The sequence below is a fragment of the Methylobacterium sp. ap11 genome (assembly GCF_900110515.1).
In the GTDB taxonomy this organism is placed as follows: domain Bacteria; phylum Pseudomonadota; class Alphaproteobacteria; order Rhizobiales; family Beijerinckiaceae; genus Methylobacterium; species Methylobacterium ajmalii.
The window spans coordinates 44319-60321 of the sequence record NZ_FOEB01000014.1 but is presented as its reverse complement, the minus strand read 5'-3'; the positions used below and the strand labels follow the sequence as shown (position 1 = coordinate 60321).

15 protein-coding genes are annotated in these 16003 nt (G+C 72.0%); 10 read left to right on the top strand and 5 right to left on the bottom strand.

The annotated features are described in order from the left end of the window. Nucleotides 1–85 precede the first annotated feature (85 nt). The gene (locus BMX97_RS19915) at nucleotides 86–736 is read left to right on the top strand and encodes an outer membrane protein (protein WP_244538531.1); all 651 of its coding nucleotides are present in this window, start codon (nucleotides 86–88) and stop codon (nucleotides 734–736) included. A 7-nt stretch (nucleotides 737–743) separates the two neighbouring features. Here the strand turns inward: BMX97_RS19915 and BMX97_RS19910 are convergent, their stop codons facing one another. Beyond that, nucleotides 744–1430, bottom strand: coding sequence for a GntR family transcriptional regulator (locus tag BMX97_RS19910; protein WP_091753032.1), 687 nt, complete (start codon nucleotides 1428–1430; stop codon nucleotides 744–746). Nucleotides 1431–1676: 246 nt separating this feature from the next. Between BMX97_RS19910 and BMX97_RS19905 the strand changes: the two genes are divergently transcribed. From BMX97_RS19905 to atzF, 8 genes are all read left to right on the top strand, one after another. Continuing rightward, nucleotides 1677–3278, top strand: coding sequence for an ABC transporter substrate-binding protein (locus BMX97_RS19905; RefSeq protein ID WP_091753031.1), 1602 nt, complete (start codon nucleotides 1677–1679; stop codon nucleotides 3276–3278). A 252-nt stretch (nucleotides 3279–3530) separates the two neighbouring features. Continuing rightward, nucleotides 3531–4544, top strand: a complete 1014-nt coding sequence (locus tag BMX97_RS19900) for an ABC transporter permease (RefSeq protein ID WP_091753030.1) — start codon at nucleotides 3531–3533, stop codon at nucleotides 4542–4544. Continuing rightward, complete coding sequence (locus BMX97_RS19895) at nucleotides 4541–5437, top strand: ABC transporter permease (RefSeq protein ID WP_091753029.1); 897 nt, start codon at nucleotides 4541–4543, stop codon at nucleotides 5435–5437. The genes BMX97_RS19900 and BMX97_RS19895 overlap by 4 nt, the downstream gene beginning before the upstream one ends. Next, nucleotides 5434–7098 carry a dipeptide ABC transporter ATP-binding protein gene (locus BMX97_RS19890; RefSeq protein ID WP_091753028.1) on the top strand — a complete coding sequence of 555 codons (1665 nt, stop codon included), beginning with the start codon at nucleotides 5434–5436 and terminating at the stop codon, nucleotides 7096–7098. Before BMX97_RS19895 ends, BMX97_RS19890 begins: the two co-directional genes overlap by 4 nt. 250 nt (nucleotides 7099–7348) lie before the next feature. Next, nucleotides 7349–7552: a DUF4089 domain-containing protein gene (locus tag BMX97_RS19885; RefSeq protein ID WP_091753027.1), complete on the top strand. Its 204-nt coding sequence runs from the start codon at nucleotides 7349–7351 to the stop codon at nucleotides 7550–7552. Continuing rightward, nucleotides 7549–8946: an AtzE family amidohydrolase gene (locus tag BMX97_RS19880; protein ID WP_091753026.1), complete on the top strand. Its 1398-nt coding sequence runs from the start codon at nucleotides 7549–7551 to the stop codon at nucleotides 8944–8946. The genes BMX97_RS19885 and BMX97_RS19880 overlap by 4 nt, the downstream gene beginning before the upstream one ends. A gap of 55 nt (nucleotides 8947–9001) precedes the next feature. After that, complete coding sequence (gene hpxZ, locus BMX97_RS19875; protein ID WP_091753025.1) at nucleotides 9002–9391, top strand: oxalurate catabolism protein HpxZ; 390 nt, start codon at nucleotides 9002–9004, stop codon at nucleotides 9389–9391. Next, nucleotides 9388–11175 carry an allophanate hydrolase gene (gene atzF, locus BMX97_RS19870; RefSeq protein ID WP_091753024.1) on the top strand — a complete coding sequence of 596 codons (1788 nt, stop codon included), beginning with the start codon at nucleotides 9388–9390 and terminating at the stop codon, nucleotides 11173–11175. The genes hpxZ and atzF overlap by 4 nt, the downstream gene beginning before the upstream one ends. 192 nt (nucleotides 11176–11367) lie before the next feature. On the opposite strand, the gene BMX97_RS19865 is transcribed toward atzF, so the two are convergent. Both BMX97_RS19865 and BMX97_RS19860 read right to left on the bottom strand, forming a co-directional pair. Further along, nucleotides 11368–11700, bottom strand: a complete 333-nt coding sequence (locus BMX97_RS19865) for a GIY-YIG nuclease family protein (protein WP_091753104.1) — start codon at nucleotides 11698–11700, stop codon at nucleotides 11368–11370. A gap of 179 nt (nucleotides 11701–11879) precedes the next feature. Then, on the bottom strand, nucleotides 11880–13088 hold the full coding sequence (locus BMX97_RS19860; protein WP_091753023.1) for an MFS transporter: 1209 nt from the start codon (nucleotides 13086–13088) through the stop codon (nucleotides 11880–11882). A gap of 92 nt (nucleotides 13089–13180) precedes the next feature. Here BMX97_RS19860 and BMX97_RS19855 point away from each other — a divergent pair, with 92 nt between their 5' ends. Further along, nucleotides 13181–13756, top strand: a complete 576-nt coding sequence (locus tag BMX97_RS19855) for a TetR/AcrR family transcriptional regulator (protein WP_091753022.1) — start codon at nucleotides 13181–13183, stop codon at nucleotides 13754–13756. 342 nt (nucleotides 13757–14098) lie between these two features. On the opposite strand, the gene pepT is transcribed toward BMX97_RS19855, so the two are convergent. After that, on the bottom strand, nucleotides 14099–15361 hold the full coding sequence (gene pepT, locus BMX97_RS19850) for a peptidase T (RefSeq protein ID WP_091753021.1): 1263 nt from the start codon (nucleotides 15359–15361) through the stop codon (nucleotides 14099–14101). Between the two features lie 14 nt (nucleotides 15362–15375). Beyond that, nucleotides 15376–15996, bottom strand: coding sequence for a glutathione S-transferase family protein (locus BMX97_RS19845; protein WP_091753020.1), 621 nt, complete (start codon nucleotides 15994–15996; stop codon nucleotides 15376–15378). Nucleotides 15997–16003 lie beyond the last annotated feature (7 nt).

The window sequence follows — 16003 nt, the reverse complement described above, 5'->3', positions numbered from 1 at the left end:
CGGAGTTTGCAGCTTCAAACCGCCGCGCCGTGCGCCCGGCGGGGGACCGGATGCGCATCCGTGCGAGCTCGGCTATTCTACCGTCATGACCGGATTCGCGGATCGCCGTTCCCGCCGCCCTGCGGCCTGCCTCGTCGCCTGCCTCGGGGTGGGTCTCCTGCCGGGCCTCGCGGCCTTGCGGCCGGAACCGGCCGCGGCCCAGGGCCTCGTCGGCTTCGGGCTCCTGCCCGTCTTCGCCTGGCCCCGGGCCCTGGAGGACCGCCTCGGCGAGGATTCGCGCTGGGCCGGCTCCTACGCCCGGGTCTCGACCGGGTTCGAGGCGGTCTCCTCGCGGCGCTTCGGCAGCTATGCCGGGCCGACGATCGGCTTCGAGGGCGGGCGGATGTGGCAGGAGGGTCGGTTCGTCTACGGCATCGCCGGCGGGTTCGACTATCTCGCGGCGACCTCCGGCGGCCTCACCCCGGGCTTCGGCGGCCTGTCCTACACCCGCGACTTCGCCGGGGCGGTCCAAGTGAAGGTCGGCACCCTGCTGACGCCGGACGTGCTGCTCTACGCCCGGGCCGGGGCGGCGGCGGTGCACGGGACGCTGCGGGCCGGGGCGACGCCGGTCTCGATTCCGTTCTCGCGCGACGACGTCGTGGTCCGGCCGGACGCGCATGTCGGGGTCGAGTGGGCGATCACCGACCGCCTGTCGGTCGCCGTCGAGGCCGGCGTCGGCGGCTACGCCCTGCGCTGAGGCCGGCTCACGCGCCGCCGGCCTCGCCCGTCGCCCGTGCCAGGAGCCCCTCGACCGAACTCTCCACCAGCGTGACGTGGCGCAGCATCGCGGCATGGGCCTCCTCGGCCCGGCCGGCCAGGATCGCCGCCACCACCACGCCGTGCTCGTCGTGCGAGCGCGCGAGCCGCCCCGCCACCCGGAACTGCGCCTCGCGGTAGGGCTGGAGCCGGCGCCGCAACGAGAGCGCGAAGTCGGCCAGCACCGTGTTGTGGGCGCCGGCATAGACCGCGCCGTGGAAGGCGGTGTTGGCCCGCGCATAGGCCGCCGGATCGCCGGCCCGGGCGAGGTCGGCCATGGAATCGTGCAGGGCGTCGAGGCGGCGGCGCTCGAGCGGGCTCATCGACTGGGCGGCGAGCCGGGCGCAGGTCGCCTCGATCTCCGCCATGGCGACGAACAGCTCGGCGAGCTGCTCGGCCGTCACCTGCGCCACCACCGCGCCGCGCCGCGGCCGCACCTCGACGAGGCCCGAGGTGCCGAGCTGGCGCAGGGCCTCGCGCACTGGCGTGCGCGACACGCCGTAGCGCTCGGCCAGCGCCTGCTCGTCGAGGCGGCTTCCCGGCGCGAGCGCCCCGGTGACGATCGCCTCCGCGATCTCCCCCGCCAGCCGCTCGGCCTGCGTGCGCCCCGACCTCTCGCCCGACCGCCCGTCCATCCCGCCCCCGTCGCGAACCGCGCCCCGACCCTGCCGCATCGTCACCCGGCTGGCCTGCCCGAAATTGCGGCGTCCGCGCCCAAACTAGATGCGTGCAAGATCTGCTTCATGCATGCACACTCCAGGTGTTGCATGCAATTTTTCGCGCCGGCCCGAACCGTGGCCGGTCCGAACCTTGCCTCACGGTGGCTCGTCCCCGCCGGTCGCGGGCGCTCGCCTCCTCTCGCCAGATAAGGTCCGTGCCGCATGATCACCCGCCGCACCGCCCTCGCCGCCGGTCTCGCCGCGCCGTTCGTGGCGCGCTCGCAGGCGCAAGGCCAGAACCCGACCCGCAACGAGACCTTGCTCCTGGTGCAGGAATACGGACCGAACTCCCTCGACATGCAGGGCATCGGCGCCTCGCAGCCGGTGAACGGGGTGGCGCTGAACTGCTACGACCGTCTCCTGCGCTTCAAGCCGGTGCCGATCCCGGGCGGCGGCGGCAACGCCGTGACGATGGGCGAGATGGAGGGCGAGCTCGCCGAGAGCTGGCAGGTCGCCTCCGACGGGATGAGCTGCACCTTCAAGCTCCGCGACGCCGCGTTCCATTCCGGCCGGCCGGTCACGGCCAGGGACGTGAAGTGGTCGCTCGACCGGGCGGTCTCGATCGGGGGCTTCGCCACCACGCAGATGAATGCCGGCTCGCTCGAGAAGCCCGAGCAGTTCGTGGCGCTCGACGACAAGACCTTCCGCATCGACTTCGTCCGCAAGGACAAGATGACGATGTCGGACCTCGCCGTCACGATTCCCTTCGTGATCGATTCCGAACTCGCGCAACGCAACGGCGGCGGCGATCCGTGGGCCAAGGACTGGCTCAAGAACAACGTCGCGGGCTCGGGTGCCTACCGGGTCGAGAGCTGGAAGCCCGGCGTCGAGACGATCTACGCCCGCAACGACGCCTGGGCGTCGGGCAAGCTGCCGCAGCTGCGCCGGGTCATCGCCCGCGACATCGCCTCGCCCTCGACCCGTCGCGCCCTGATCGAGAAGGGCGACGCCGACATCTCGTACGGGCTGCCGCCGAAGGACTTCAAGGACCTGATCGACGCCGGCAAGATCAAGGTCGTCGGCGTGCCGATCCCGAACGGGGTCTGGTCGGTCTACCTCAACACCGCGGTCGGGCCGTTCACCGACGTGCGCCTGCGCCAGGCGGTCGCCTGGGTGCTGCCCTACGAGAAGATTCTCCAGGCCTCGCTGTTCGGCCGCGGCCTCGACATGTCGGGCGGGCCGGAGACGCCGCGCGTGGCGTGGCCGCAACCCTTCCCCTACCGGACCGATCCGGCGAAGGCCAAGGCCCTGGTGCAGGCGGCCGCCCCCGGCGGGCTCACGACGACGCTGCTGTTCGATGCCGGCAACGCCACGGTGGCCGAGCCGATGGCGGTGCTGATCAAGGAGGCGCTCGCCGGGATCGGCATCACGGTCGAAATCAGCAAGATCCCGGGCGCCAACTTCCGCGGAGAAATCTCCAAGAAGACCAACCCGATGGTGCTCAACCGCTTCGCCGGCTGGCTCGACTATCCGGATTACTACCTGTTCTGGACCCTGCACGGGGCGAACTCGATCTTCAACATCGCCTCGTACCAGAACCCGGCGCTGGACAAGCTGATCGACACCGCCCGCTTCACCGACGATCCGGCGGTCTACCGGAAGAGCGTGATCGACTTCGTGTCGCTCGCCGAGCGCGAGGTGCCGATGGTGCCGATCGCCCAGCCGACCCACGACGTCGCGATGCAGCGCACGATCAACGGCTACCAGTTCCAGCCGTGTCGGGAGCCGGATTTCCGGTACCTGACCAAGGGGACGGCGTCGTAAATGCCTGTTCTGATAAGATTTTTCTTCCAATTCTTTGAAGCGGGCAGCACTTCCCACCCTCAAACCTCATCCTGAGGTGCTGCGCAGCAGCCTCGAAGGAGGGCCCCAGAAATCTCAGTGGTCTCTGGAGCCCTCCTTCGAGGTCAGTCGATCTTCGATCGACTAACGCCTCAGGATGAGGTCGCGAATGGGATGGACAATGGTCTTTCGACGCTGCTCTCGCAACTCGAACAGGTTCTGAGGAGTGGATTGATGCTGCGCACGCTCCTCGACCGCCTCTTGACCACGCTGCCGGCGCTCGCCGGGGTGGTCGTGGTGTCGTTCCTGCTCACCCGGGTGCTGCCCGGCGACACCGCGGCGTATTTTGCCGGGCCCGCCGCCACCCCGCAGGCCATCGCGCAGATCCGCGCGGAACTCGGTCTCGACCGGCCGCTGCCCGAGCAGTTCGCCCGCTACGTCGCCGACCTCGCCCGGGGCGATCTCGGCCGCTCGCTCACCACCGGCCAGCCGGTCACGGCCGATCTCGGCGCCCGGCTGCCGGCGTCGGCCGAACTGACCCTGGTCGGCCTCGTCCTGTCGCTCCTGGTGGCGATCCCGCTCGGGGTCGCGGCGGCGCTGAAACAGGGCTCGCTCGTCGATCACGCCTGCCGGGTGGTGGCGACGGCGGGGGTGTCGCTGCCGGTGTTCTTCACCGGGCTCCTCCTCGTCTACGTGTTCTACTTCGTGCTCGGCTGGGCGCCCGCGCCGCTGGGGCGCCTCGACGCCTTCGCGTCGCCGCCGCCGACGCGCACCGGCTTCTTCCTCGTCGACAGCCTCGCGGCCGGCGACGCCGAGACCTTCCGGGCGGCGCTCGGCCAGATCGCCCTGCCGGGCCTGACGCTGGCGATCTTCGCGCTGGCTCCCATCGCCCGCATCACCCGGGCGGCGATGCTCGCCGTGCTCGCCGCCGACTTCGTGCGCACCGCCCGGGCCGCCGGCCTGTCGCGGCGCCGGGTCGTCGTCACCTACGCGCTCCGCAACGCCCTGCTGCCGGTGGTGACCACGCTGGGCATGGTCTTCTCCTTCCTGCTCGGCGCCAACGTGCTGGTCGAGAAGGTCTTTGCCTGGCCGGGCGTCGGCTCCTACGCGGTCGAGGCCCTGATCGCCTCCGACTTCGCCCCGGTCCAGGGCTTCGTCCTGGCGATGGCGCTGCTCTACACGGTCCTGAACCTGATGATCGACCTCGCCTACGGGTTGATCGACCCGCGCGTCCGGGGGGCGGCATGAGCGCCTTCGGCTCCCCCGCCCTCGGCGCCGCCCGGCCCCGCAGCGGCGTCTCGGCGACGCTGGCGCATGCCGGCACCGTCGTCTCCGGCAACCCGGTCACGGGCTTCGCCTTCGCGCTGCTCCTCGGCCTCGTCGCCTGCGCCGCCTTCGGGCCCTCGCTCGTGCCCTACGACCCCCTCGCCTCCGACACGTCGGTCGCGCTCCAGGCCCCGTCGCTCGCCCACCCCTTCGGCACCGACCAGCTCGGGCGCGACATCCTCTCGCGGGTGGTGGTGGCAGCCCGGCTCGATCTCGCCATCGCGGTCTTCTCGGTGGCGCTCGTCTTCGTCGCGGGCGGGCTCGCCGGGATCATGGCCGGGTTCTTCGGCGGCTGGACCGACCGGATCGTCGGGCGGCTCGCCGACACCATCATGGCCTTCCCGCTCTTCGTCCTCGCCATGGGGATCGTCGCGGCGCTCGGCAACACGGTCGGCAACATCGTGCTCGCCACCGCCATCATCAACTTCCCGCTCTACGCGCGCCTCGCCCGGGCCGAGGCCGCGCAGCGCCGCAACGCCGGCTTCGTCATGGCGGCGCGACTCACCGGCAACACCGACCTGCGCATCGTGCTCACCTCGATCCTGCCCAACATCCTGCCGCTGATGATGGTGCAGATGTCGCTGACCATGGGCTACGCGATCCTGAACGCGGCGGGCCTGTCCTTCATCGGCCTCGGCGTGCGCCCGCCGACCCCGGAATGGGGGATCATGGTGGCGGAGGGCGCGGGCTTCATCGTCTCGGGCGAGTGGTGGATCGCGCTCTTCCCGGGCCTGGCGCTCATGCTCGCGGTGTTCTGCTTCAACCTCATCGGCGACGGCCTGCGCGACATCGTCGACCCCCAGAGGCGGACATGACCGCGATCCCGCTGCTTGCCATCCGCGACCTCACGGTCGAGTTCGCCACCCGCCGCGGCCCGGTCCAGGCGGTGCGCCGGGTCGACGTCTCGGTGGCCAAAGGCGAGACAGTCGGCATCGTCGGCGAGTCGGGCTCGGGCAAGTCGGTCACCTCCTACGCGGTGATGCGCATCCTCGACCGGGCCGGGCGCATCGCCGGCGGCGAGGTCGATTTCTCGGGCATCGACCTGCGCTCCGCCTCCGAGCGCCAGATGCGCGACCTGCGCGGGCGGGAGATCTCGATGATCTTCCAGAATCCCCGCGCGGCGCTGAACCCGATCCGCAAGGTCGGCCACCAGATCGAGGACGTGCTGCGCCAGCACGCGGAAGCCGGGTCGGGCGATGCCAAGGCCAAGGCCATCGCGGCGCTCGACCAGGTGAAGATCGCCCGGCCTGACGAGCGCTACCACGCCTACCCGTTCGAATTGTCCGGCGGCATGTGCCAGCGGGTGGTGATCGCGCTGGCGCTCGCGTGCCGGCCGCAGCTCCTCATCGCCGACGAGCCGACCACCGGCCTCGACGTGACGACCCAGAAGGCGGTGATGGACCTCGTCACCGGCCTCACCCGCGAGCGCGGCATGGCGAGCGTGCTCATCACCCACGACCTCGGGCTCGCCGCGACCTATTGCGACCGCATCGTCGTGATGGAGCAGGGCCGGGTCGTCGAGACCGCGCCGGCCTCCACCATCTTCCGCGCGCCCGCCCACGCCTATACCCGCAAGCTGATGCAGGCGACGCCGCGCCCGGGCGTCTCCTTGCGCGATCTCCTGCCCGAGGGGGCGCCCGCCGCGCCGGCGGCGCACGCCGAGGCTGGGGGGGCGCCGCTGCTGGCGGTCTCGGGGCTGGTCAAGGACTACCCGAAGGCGAAGGCCCTGCTGTCGCGCAAGCCGGCGGAGGCGCCGTTCCGGGCGGTCGATGCCTTGAGCTTCACGGTCGCCCGCGGCGAGAGCGTCGGCCTCGTCGGCGAATCGGGCTGCGGCAAGTCCACCACCTCCACCATGGTGATGCGCCTCCTCGACCCGACCGAGGGCTCGATCGTGTTTGCCGGCGAGGAGATCGGCCGGGTGCCGGCGGCGCGCTTCGCCCGGCATCCGTTGCGGCCGAAGATCCAGATGGTCTTCCAGGACCCGACCGATTCCCTCAACCCGCGCTGGACCGCCTCCCGCGCCATCGCGGATCCGCTCAAGCGCTTCGGCACCGTGCGGGGCGCCGACGCGATCCGGGCGCGGTGCGAGGAGCTGGCCCGCCTCGTCGGCCTGCCGGTCGAGCTCCTCGACCGCTTCCCGCACCAGCTCTCCGGCGGCCAGAAGGCGCGGGTCGGCATCGCGCGGGCCATCGCCCCCTCCCCCGACCTCGTCATCCTCGACGAGCCGACGGCGGCCCTCGACGTCTCGGTGCAGGCTTTGGTGCTCAACCTCCTCGCCGACCTCAAGCAGGCGCTCGGCATGAGCTACCTGTTCGTGAGCCACGACCTCCAGGTGGTGCGGATGCTCTGCGACCGGGTGATCGTGATGCGCTCCGGCCGCATCGTCGAGGAGGGTCCGACCGAGGCGGTGCTGGGCGCGCCGCAAGCCGAGTACACCCGCGCGCTGCTCGCGGCGATCCCGAGGCCGCCCGTGTGAGGCGGCCGCGCATGTTCGCTGACCCCACCCATTCACCTCATCCTGAGGTGTTGGCGATCTTCGATCGCACGCAATCGCAGATCGACCGACCTCGAAGGAGGCCTCCAGGAATCGCCGAGGCATCTGGAGTCCTCCTTCGAGGTCAGATCATCTCCTATGATCTGACACCTCAGGATGAGGTAGCGAACGGGAGGAAGCAGGCTCCCGCGATACCATCCTTAACTCTATCGACAACCCCCGAGGTTCGACCATGACGACACCTCCCCTCCCCCTCGACGACGCCTCCGCCGGCGCGATCGTCGACGCGATGGTGCCGCTCGCCGGCATCCCGATGGCGCCCGAATGGCGCGGGACGGTGATCACCGCCGTCCAGGCGACGGCCGCCGCCGCCGCCCTCCTGCTCGACTTTCCGCTCGACGACACCGTCGAGCCGGCGCCGGTCTTCCGGGCATGACGGAGGAGCGCGTGACGAACGAGACAGCCGCCGGGATCGCCGCCGCCGTGGCGGCGGGCCGGCTCACCGCCGGCGACGCCGTCGAGACGGCGCTCGCGCGGATCGCCGCCCGCGATCCGGGCCTCAACGCCTTCACGGACGTGACCGCGGAGCGCGCCCGCGCCCGGGCCGCGGCGATCGACGCCGAGCGCGCCGCCGGCCGGGCCGTGGGACCGCTCGCGGGCGTGCCCTTCGCGGTCAAGAACCTGTTCGACGTCGCCGGCCTGCCGACCCGCGCCGGCTCGACGATCAATCGCGAGCATCCCCCGGCCGCCCGGGACGGCGCCCTGGTGCGGCGGCTCGAGGCGGCGGGCGCGGTGCTGGTCGGGGCCCTCAACATGGGGGAATACGCCTACGACTTCACCGGCGAGAACGCCCATGACGGCCCCTCGCGCAACCCGCACGACCCCGCGCGGATGACCGGCGGCTCGTCGGGCGGGTCCGGCGGGGCGGTGGCGGCCGGGATGGTGCCCCTGGCGCTCGGCTCGGACACCAACGGGTCGATCCGGGTGCCGTCGGCCTTCTGCGGCACCTTCGGGCTCAAGCCCACCTTCGGCCGGCTGTCGCGGGCGGGCTCGTTCCCGTTCGTCGGCAGCTTCGACCACCTCGGACCCCTCGCCCGCTCGGTCGCCGACCTGGCGCTCTCCTACGACGCGATGCAGGGCGCGGATCCCGACGATCCCTGGCAGGCGCCGCGCCCGATCGAGCCGGTCGCGGACGCGCTGGCGCAGGGCACCGCGTCGTTGCGGATCGCGGTCGCCGGCGGCTACTTCGCCCGCGGCGGCGAGGCGGATTGCTTCACGGCGGTGCGCCTCGCCGCCGAGGCGGTGGGCGCCTACCGCACCGTCGAGATCCCGGAGGCGGCCCGGGCGCGGGCCGCCGCCTTCATCATCACGGCGGCGGAAGCCGCCGGCCTCCACCTCGACCGGCTGCGCGAGCGCCCCGGCGACTACGATCCGGCGGTGCGCGACCGCCTGATCGCCGGCACGACGATCCCGGCCGCCTGGGTCCACCGGGCGCAACGCTTCCGCAGCTGGTACCGCGAGCGGGTGCTGGCGCTCTTCGACGAGGTCGACGTGATCCTCGCCCCCTGCACGCCGTGCCGGGCGCTCCGGATCGGCCAGGCGACGATGGAGCTCGACGGGCTCACCGTGCCGGCGCGGCCCAATATCGGAATCTTCACCCAGCCGATCTCGTTCATCGGCCTGCCGGTCGTCGCCGTGCCGGTGCGGGTCGGGGGCGGACTGCCGCTCGCCGTGCAGGTGATCGCGGCGCCGTGGCGGGAGGACCTGGCCCTGCGGGTCGCCGGGGCGCTGGAGAGCGCGGGCGTCGGGGCGGCGCCGGTGGCGGGGTAGCTCCTCCCGGCTTCGCGACGAGGACCACGCCGACATCGTACGGAGGGAGCATCCCATGGACATCGACAACCCCGAGGTGAAGGCCGAGGTCGAGGCCGCCTTCGCGGCATACGAGACCGCCCTCGTCACCAACGACGTGCCGACCCTGGAGGCGCTGTTCTGGGACGATCCCCGCACCATCCGGTACGGCATCGGGGAGAACCTCTACGGCATGGACGCGATCCGGGCCTTCCGGCGGGCGCGCTCGCCGGTCGGGGTCGAGCGGCGCATCGACGAGACCGTCATCACCACCTTCGGGCGCGACTTCGCCACCGCCTCGACCCTGTTCTGGCGCGAGGCCCATCCCGGCAAGGTCGGGCGCCAGATGCAGTCCTGGGCCCGGCTGCCCGAGGGCTGGCGCGTGGTCGCCGCCCATGTCAGCCTGATCGACGAGGTGCCGGCGTGACCGACTTCCCCCTCACCCTCGCCCAGTACCGCGAGGCCTACGCCTCGGGCGCGCTGACGCCCGCGCAGGCCGTGCGCGAGGTCTACCGGCGCATCGCCGCCCACGACGACCCGGCGGTCTTCCTCGCGCTGCGGCCGGAGGCGGAGGTGGCGGAGGAGGCTGCGGACCTCCCCCGGGGCCCGCTCCACGGCATCCCGGTCGCGGTCAAGGACAACATCGACGTCGCGGGCCTGCCCACCACCTGCGCCTGCCCGGACTACGCGAGGACCGCCGCGCAGGACGCCGCCGTGGTGGCGCGGCTCCGGCAGGCCGGGGCACTGATCATCGGCAAGACCAACCTCGACCAGTTCGCCACCGGCCTCGTCGGCGTGCGCTCGCCCTACGGCGTGCCGCGCAACACCCTCGACCCGGCGCTCGTGCCCGGCGGCTCCTCGTCCGGCTCCGCGGTCGCGGTGGCGGCGGGGCTCGTCCCCCTGGCGCTCGGCACCGACACCGCCGGCTCCGGCCGGGTGCCGGCGGGGCTCAACGCCATCGTCGGGCTCAAGCCCACGCTCGGGGCGCTCTCGACCCGCGGCGTGGTGCCGGCCTGCCGCACCCTCGATTGCGTCTCGGTCTTCGCGCTGACCGCGGCGGACGCCTTCGCGGGCTTCTCGGCGCTCGCCGGGTTCGACGCCGCCGACCCGTTCTCGCGTCCCGTTCCCGTCGGGCGGCCGGGCCCGCACCCGCGGCGCATCGGCGTGCCGGATGCGGCAAGCCGGCGCTTTGCCGGCGACGCCCTGTCGGAGGCCGCCTTCGACGCGGCGCTCGCCGACCTCGAGGCGCTCGGCGCGACCCTGGTGCCCGTCGACCTGACCCCGTTCTTCGCCGCCGCGGCGCTCCTCTACGACGGGCCCTGGGTGGCCGAGCGCTGGGAGGCGATCCGCGGCTTCATCACCGCGCGCCCCGAGGCCTTGCACCCGGTCACCCGGGCCATCACCGAGCGCGCCACCGCCTTCTCGGCCGCCGACGCCTTCGCGGGCCGCTACCGGCTGGCGGAGTTGCGCCGCGCCACCGAGCCGGTCTGGCAGGGGATCGACGCGCTGTGCGTGCCGACCTTCCCGCGGCCGCAGACCATGGCGGCGCTCGCCGCCGACCCGATCGGCCCCAACGCCGAGCTCGGCACCTACACCAACTTCGTCAACCTCCTCGACCTCTGCGCGCTGTCCGTCCCGAGCCATCCCCGCGCCGACGGCCGGCCGGCCGGCCTCACCCTGATCGCGCCCGCCGGCCGCGACGCGGCGCTGATCGCCCTGGGCGACGCCCTCCACCGCGCCGGCGGCACCCCGATGGGCGCGACCGGCGCCCCGCTGCCGCTGCCGTCGGCGGCGGAACCGGCCTCGGCCGGGGCGGGCGAGATCGAGCTGGCGGTGGTCGGCGCGCATCTCTCCGGCCTGCCGCTGAACGGCGAGCTGACGGGGCTCGGCGCGCGCCTCCTGCGGGCGGTCGCGACCAAGCCCGACTACCGGCTCTTCGCCCTGCCGGGCGCCGGCCCGCGCCGCCCGGGCCTCGTGCGGGTGGAAGAGAGCACCGGCACGGCGATCGCCACCGAGGTCTGGGCCCTCGCGCCCGAGGCCTTCGGCCGCTTCGTCGCGGCGATCCCCGCCCCCCTCGGCATCGGCACCCTGCGGCTCTCCGACGGCACGACGCCGAAGGGGTTCCTCTGCGAGCCGGAGGGCACGCGCGAGGCCGAGGACGTGTCGCGCCACGGAGGATGGCGGGCGTATCTAGCGGCGGGGCGGGGGTAGTTTTTTCGGGCGGGGGGCCGCTCGGCTCGTTCCCCGGTCCCGTCCCTGCGGGGATGCCGGTTGCGGGAGCCACCCGGGCGATTTCCAGAGGGCACCGAGGTTTCTGGAGGCCTCCTTCGAGGTTAGTCGATCACAGATCGACTAACACCTCAGGATGAGGGCGAGAGCAGGAGCATTCTTCGTTCGATATTATCATGACACTTTCTTGTCATCATCGCCTGCTGGGATTTTCTCCTGGGCTCCCAGTCTCCTGGACAAGTGTTTCAGCTCACCCCAATCGCTTCGCATCAGCGCTTCTTTCTTCGCTCGGCTCCAGCTCTTGATGCGCCGTTCCATGGCAATGGCATCCGTGATGCGATCGAATGTCTCGGCGTAGACGAGCGTCACCGGCCTGCGTTGGCGCGTGTAGCCGGGATGGATGCCGGCCTGATGTTCGCCGAGGCGCTTGTCGAGAGTCGTGCCACGGGCCGATCCGACATAGTAACTGTCGTCGGAACATTGCAGGATGTAGACGAAAGCGTTCATGAAAGAGAGATCCTGCCGCGACCCCTCGTTTGTAGCATGTCCCATCATCGACCTCATCCTGAGGTGTCAGCCGATCGCAGATCGACTGACCTCGAAGGAGGGCTCCAGGGATCTCCGTGCTGTCTGGAAACCCCTTCGATGGTGCCGCAGCCATTGCCCTCGTGATGGTGAAGCCGTGGTTACGCCACCGCCACCTCACGCCGGGCCTGCGCCCGGATCACCGCGAGCCCGCCTAGGCTCACCGCCAGGATCACCCCGGCATAGAGGTCCGCCGTCGCGGCGTAGCCGAGGCTGCGGGCGAGGAAGCCGGCGGCGACGGCGGGCAGGCTGAAGGCGAGGTAGCTCTGGACGTAGAAGGCGGCCAGGAGCCCGGCCCGCTCCTCCGGCTCGGCGAGCGGCATCACCGTGCCGAGGCAGCCGAGGAAGCTGGCGCCGAAGCCGGCGCCGGTGACGAGGGTGCCGAGGATCAGGACCGGCACGCTCGCCGCGTGGATGCCGGCGACCACCGCGACGACCCCCAACGCCGTGGCGAGCACCCCGAAGGTCAGGTTGTCCCGGGCGCCCGCCATGCGCCGCACGAGCACCGAGCCCGTGCCGGCGACCATCAGGGCGGTGACGACGGCCCCGCCGGTGAGCGGCGCCCGGCTGCCGGTGGCGGCGGCGACGACCGAGGGGACGAGCGACAGGTAGAAGCCGCCGAGCATCCAGTTGGCGAGGTTGATCGGCGTCACCAGCGCCAGGGGCCGGCGGATCCGGGGCGGCACCGCCATGCGGGGCCGCAGCGAGGCGAGCGCCCCGGGCCGCGGCGCGCCGGTCTCGGGAATGCGCCGGATCGCGAGCGCCAGCCCGGCGAAGACGAGGAGCAGCCCCCCGTAGACGAGGTGGAGCGGCCAGGGCCCGTACTGGATCAGCGCCGAGGTGCCGAGCGCGCCCAGCGCCATGCCGACGAGCGGCGCCACCGCGTTGACGACCTGGCCGCGGGCGCGATCGACGTCGACCAGGGCCGCGCCCAGGGAGGCGGCGGCGATGCCGGTGGCGAGCCCCTGGACGATCCGGGCGACGACGAGCCAGCCCGCCCCCTCCCCGACCAGCAGGAAGAGCCCCATGGCCAGGGCCTCGAGCGCCAGCGCCCCGGCGATCACCGGGCGGCGCCCGAGATGGTCGGAGAGCGACCCGGCGATCAGCAGGGCCTTGAGCAGCGCGACCGCGTAGACCGCGAAGACGAGCGTCACGAAGACCGGCGAGAGCGCCAGGGTCTCCTGGTAGATCCGGTAGAGCGGCGTCGGGGCGGCGGCCGCGGCGAAGAACGCCCCGAGCGTCGCGGCGTGGAAGACGAGCGGGTCGCGCCACCGGGGTTCCCGCTGCCGGAATCCTTGACCTTCGCGCATCGCTGTGGCCCTTAAAGCAAATCCGTTGCGTTAACGACCTAGCGCCGCGGAAAGCTAAAAGCAAATTATTTGCATTTGGAGGACGGGGAACGATGGTGGAGCGGGAGGGAGGGCCGCGCCCGGGCGGGCGCAGCGCGCGGGTCCAGGCCTCGGTCCACCGGGCCACCCGCGACCTGCTCGCCCGGATGGACCGCGCCGCCGTGACGATCCCGCTCATCGCCGCGGAGGCCGGCGTCACGCCCTCGACGATCTACCGGCGCTGGGGCGAGCTGAACGAGCTTCTGGCCGACGTCGCGGTCGAGCGGCTGCGCCCGGACATGGTGCCGGTGGAGACCGGCCACGGCCGCGGCGACCTCCTGGCCTGGGCCGAGCAATACGCCGAGGAGATGTCGTCCGGCCTCGGCCGCGAGATGATTCGCGACGTGCTGGCGGCCGAGGGCGGCGCCGGCCCCCGCCGCTGCTGCAGCTACGCCCGCCAGCAGATCGCCCTCATCGCCGAGCGCGCCGCCGCCCGGGGCGAGGCGTTCCCGAGCCTCGACGCGGTGCTCGACGGCGTCATCGCGCCGATCCTGTTCCGGATCCTGTTCGACGAGGCGATCGGCAACGCGCGTGTCGGGGAGCTGGTCGAGAGGGTGTTCGAGGGTGATCGGCGCGTCGACGATCCGTAGTCCTCACGAACCACGGAATGCCCGCATCCCTCCCTCTCTCGACCTCATCCTGAGGTGTCAGAGCCTGTTCGATATACGCAATAGGTCAACGGATGATCTTGCCTCCCACACGCAACCTCATCCTGAGGTGTTAGTCGATTGAAAATCGACTGACCTCGAAGGAGACCTCCAGCAAGCGCGAAGGTCCCTGAAGCCCTCCTTCGAGGTCAGTCCATCCGCGATGAACCGACACCTCGGGATGAGGTCGAGAGCAGGATAGGCCACGCCCCTCGACGGCAGCCGGATCCGCCCCGACAGGCTTTCAGGATGAAGCGGTGCGTCGGATAAAAATCTCCGCCCGGGTCATTTCGGCCCCGAATCGACGCTCCCCTCCCCCGCCGCCAGCCCGCAGATCCGCCGCGTCGTCCGGTACGACGCCGCGAAGGCCGGGACCGGCAGGAACTCGAACCGGGAGTGGAAATTGCTGGCGCCGGTGAAGTAGTTCGGGGTCGGCAGGCCGCGGGCCGAGAGTGCCGCGCCGTCGGTGCCGCCGCGCATCGGAATCTCCTTGGGCGCGATCCCCTCCGCGGCCAGCGCCGCGAACAACAGGTCGACGGAGCGGCGGTCGTCGCCGAGGCTGTCGTGGATGTTGCCGTAGGTATCGGCGATCCGGCATTCCACCCGCCCAGTCGGGTAGAGCGCGGCGATGTCCTCGGCCACCGCGTGCAGGCGCGCCTTGCGGGCGGCGAAGCCCTCGCGGTCGAAGTCGCGGATCATCGCCTGGAGGCGGGCCTCGCCGGAATGGGCCTGGAGGCCGTTGAACCAGACGTAGCCCTGGCGCCCCTCGGTGGCCTCCGGCGTCTCGGCCCGGTCGAACCGGCCGATGAAGTCGTGCGCCATCAGGAGCGGGTTCACCATCACGCCCTTGGCCGACATCGGATGCGCGGCGACGCCGGTGAACACGATCTCGGCGCCGGCCGCGTTGAAGGTCTCGATCACCACCTCGCCGACCGCGCAGGCGTCGATCGTGTAGGCGAAGTCGCAAGGGAAGCGCGCGAGGTCGAGGGCCTTGGCGCCGCGAAGCCCGATCTCCTCGTCCGGCACGAAGGCCACCACGATGTCGCCGTGCGCGTCCTCCGGCGTCAGGGTGGCGAGCAGCGTCATCACCACGGCGATCGCCGCCTTGTTGTCGGCCCCGAGCACGCTCGTCCCGTCGCCGACGATCACGTCCTCGCCGCGATAAGCCGCGAGTTCGGGATGCTCGGCGGCGCGCAGCCAGATGTCCTCGGAGGGATTGAGGCAGAGGTCGTCGCCGGTGAACCGCAGGACCTGCGGGCGGATCTCGGGCGAGAGTCCGACATCGACCGTGTCGAGATGGGCGATGAAGCCGATCCGCGGCGCACCCGGCCGGGTGCCGGGCTTGCGGGCGGTGAGGATCGCGTGCGCGTCGAGCTCCACGTCGTGGAGGCCGAGCTCGCGCAACTCCCCGGCCAGCAATTCGGCCAGCCGGAGCTGGCCCGGCGTGCTCGGGAGGGCGGTCGCGCGGGCGTCGCTCTGGCTCGGCACGGCGAGGTAGCGGAAGAAGCGCGCGATCAGCTGCGCCCGGAGCGCGGTCTCGTCCGTCATGGCGTGGACTCCCATCAGCTGAGCGCGACCGAGAAGCCGCGCTGCACCGCCGGCCGCGCCATCAGGGCGTCGTACCAGCGCCGCACGTTCGGGTACTCGGCGAGGTCGACCCGGTGCCGGGCGTGGCGCCAGGCCCAACCCAGGATGGCGAAATCCGCGATCGACAGGTCGCCGGCGACGAACTCGGTTCCCGCGAGCCGCCGGTCGAGCACGCCGTAGAGCCGGTGCGTCTCCTTCTGGTAGCGGGCGAGCCCGTAGGCGCGGTCCGCCTCGTCGACCGAGAGGAAGTGGTGGACCTGGCCCGGCATCGGCCCGAACCCGCCCATCTGCCACATCAGCCATTCCATCGCCTGGACCCGGCCGCGGCCGGTCGGCGGCAGGAAACGACCGGTCTTCTCGGCGAGGTAGACCAGGATCGCGCCGGATTCGAACACCGGGAGCGGCGCCCCGTCCGGCCCGTCGGGATCGACGATCGCCGGGATGCGGTTGTTGGGGCTGATGGCGAGGAAGGCGGGCTCGAACTGCCGGCCCTTGGTGATGTCGACGGGCTCGACCCGGTAGGGGAGCGCCATCTCCTCGAGCGCGACGCTGATCTTGCGCCCGTTCGGCGTGTCCCAGGCGTAGAGCTGGATCATTCGGTGC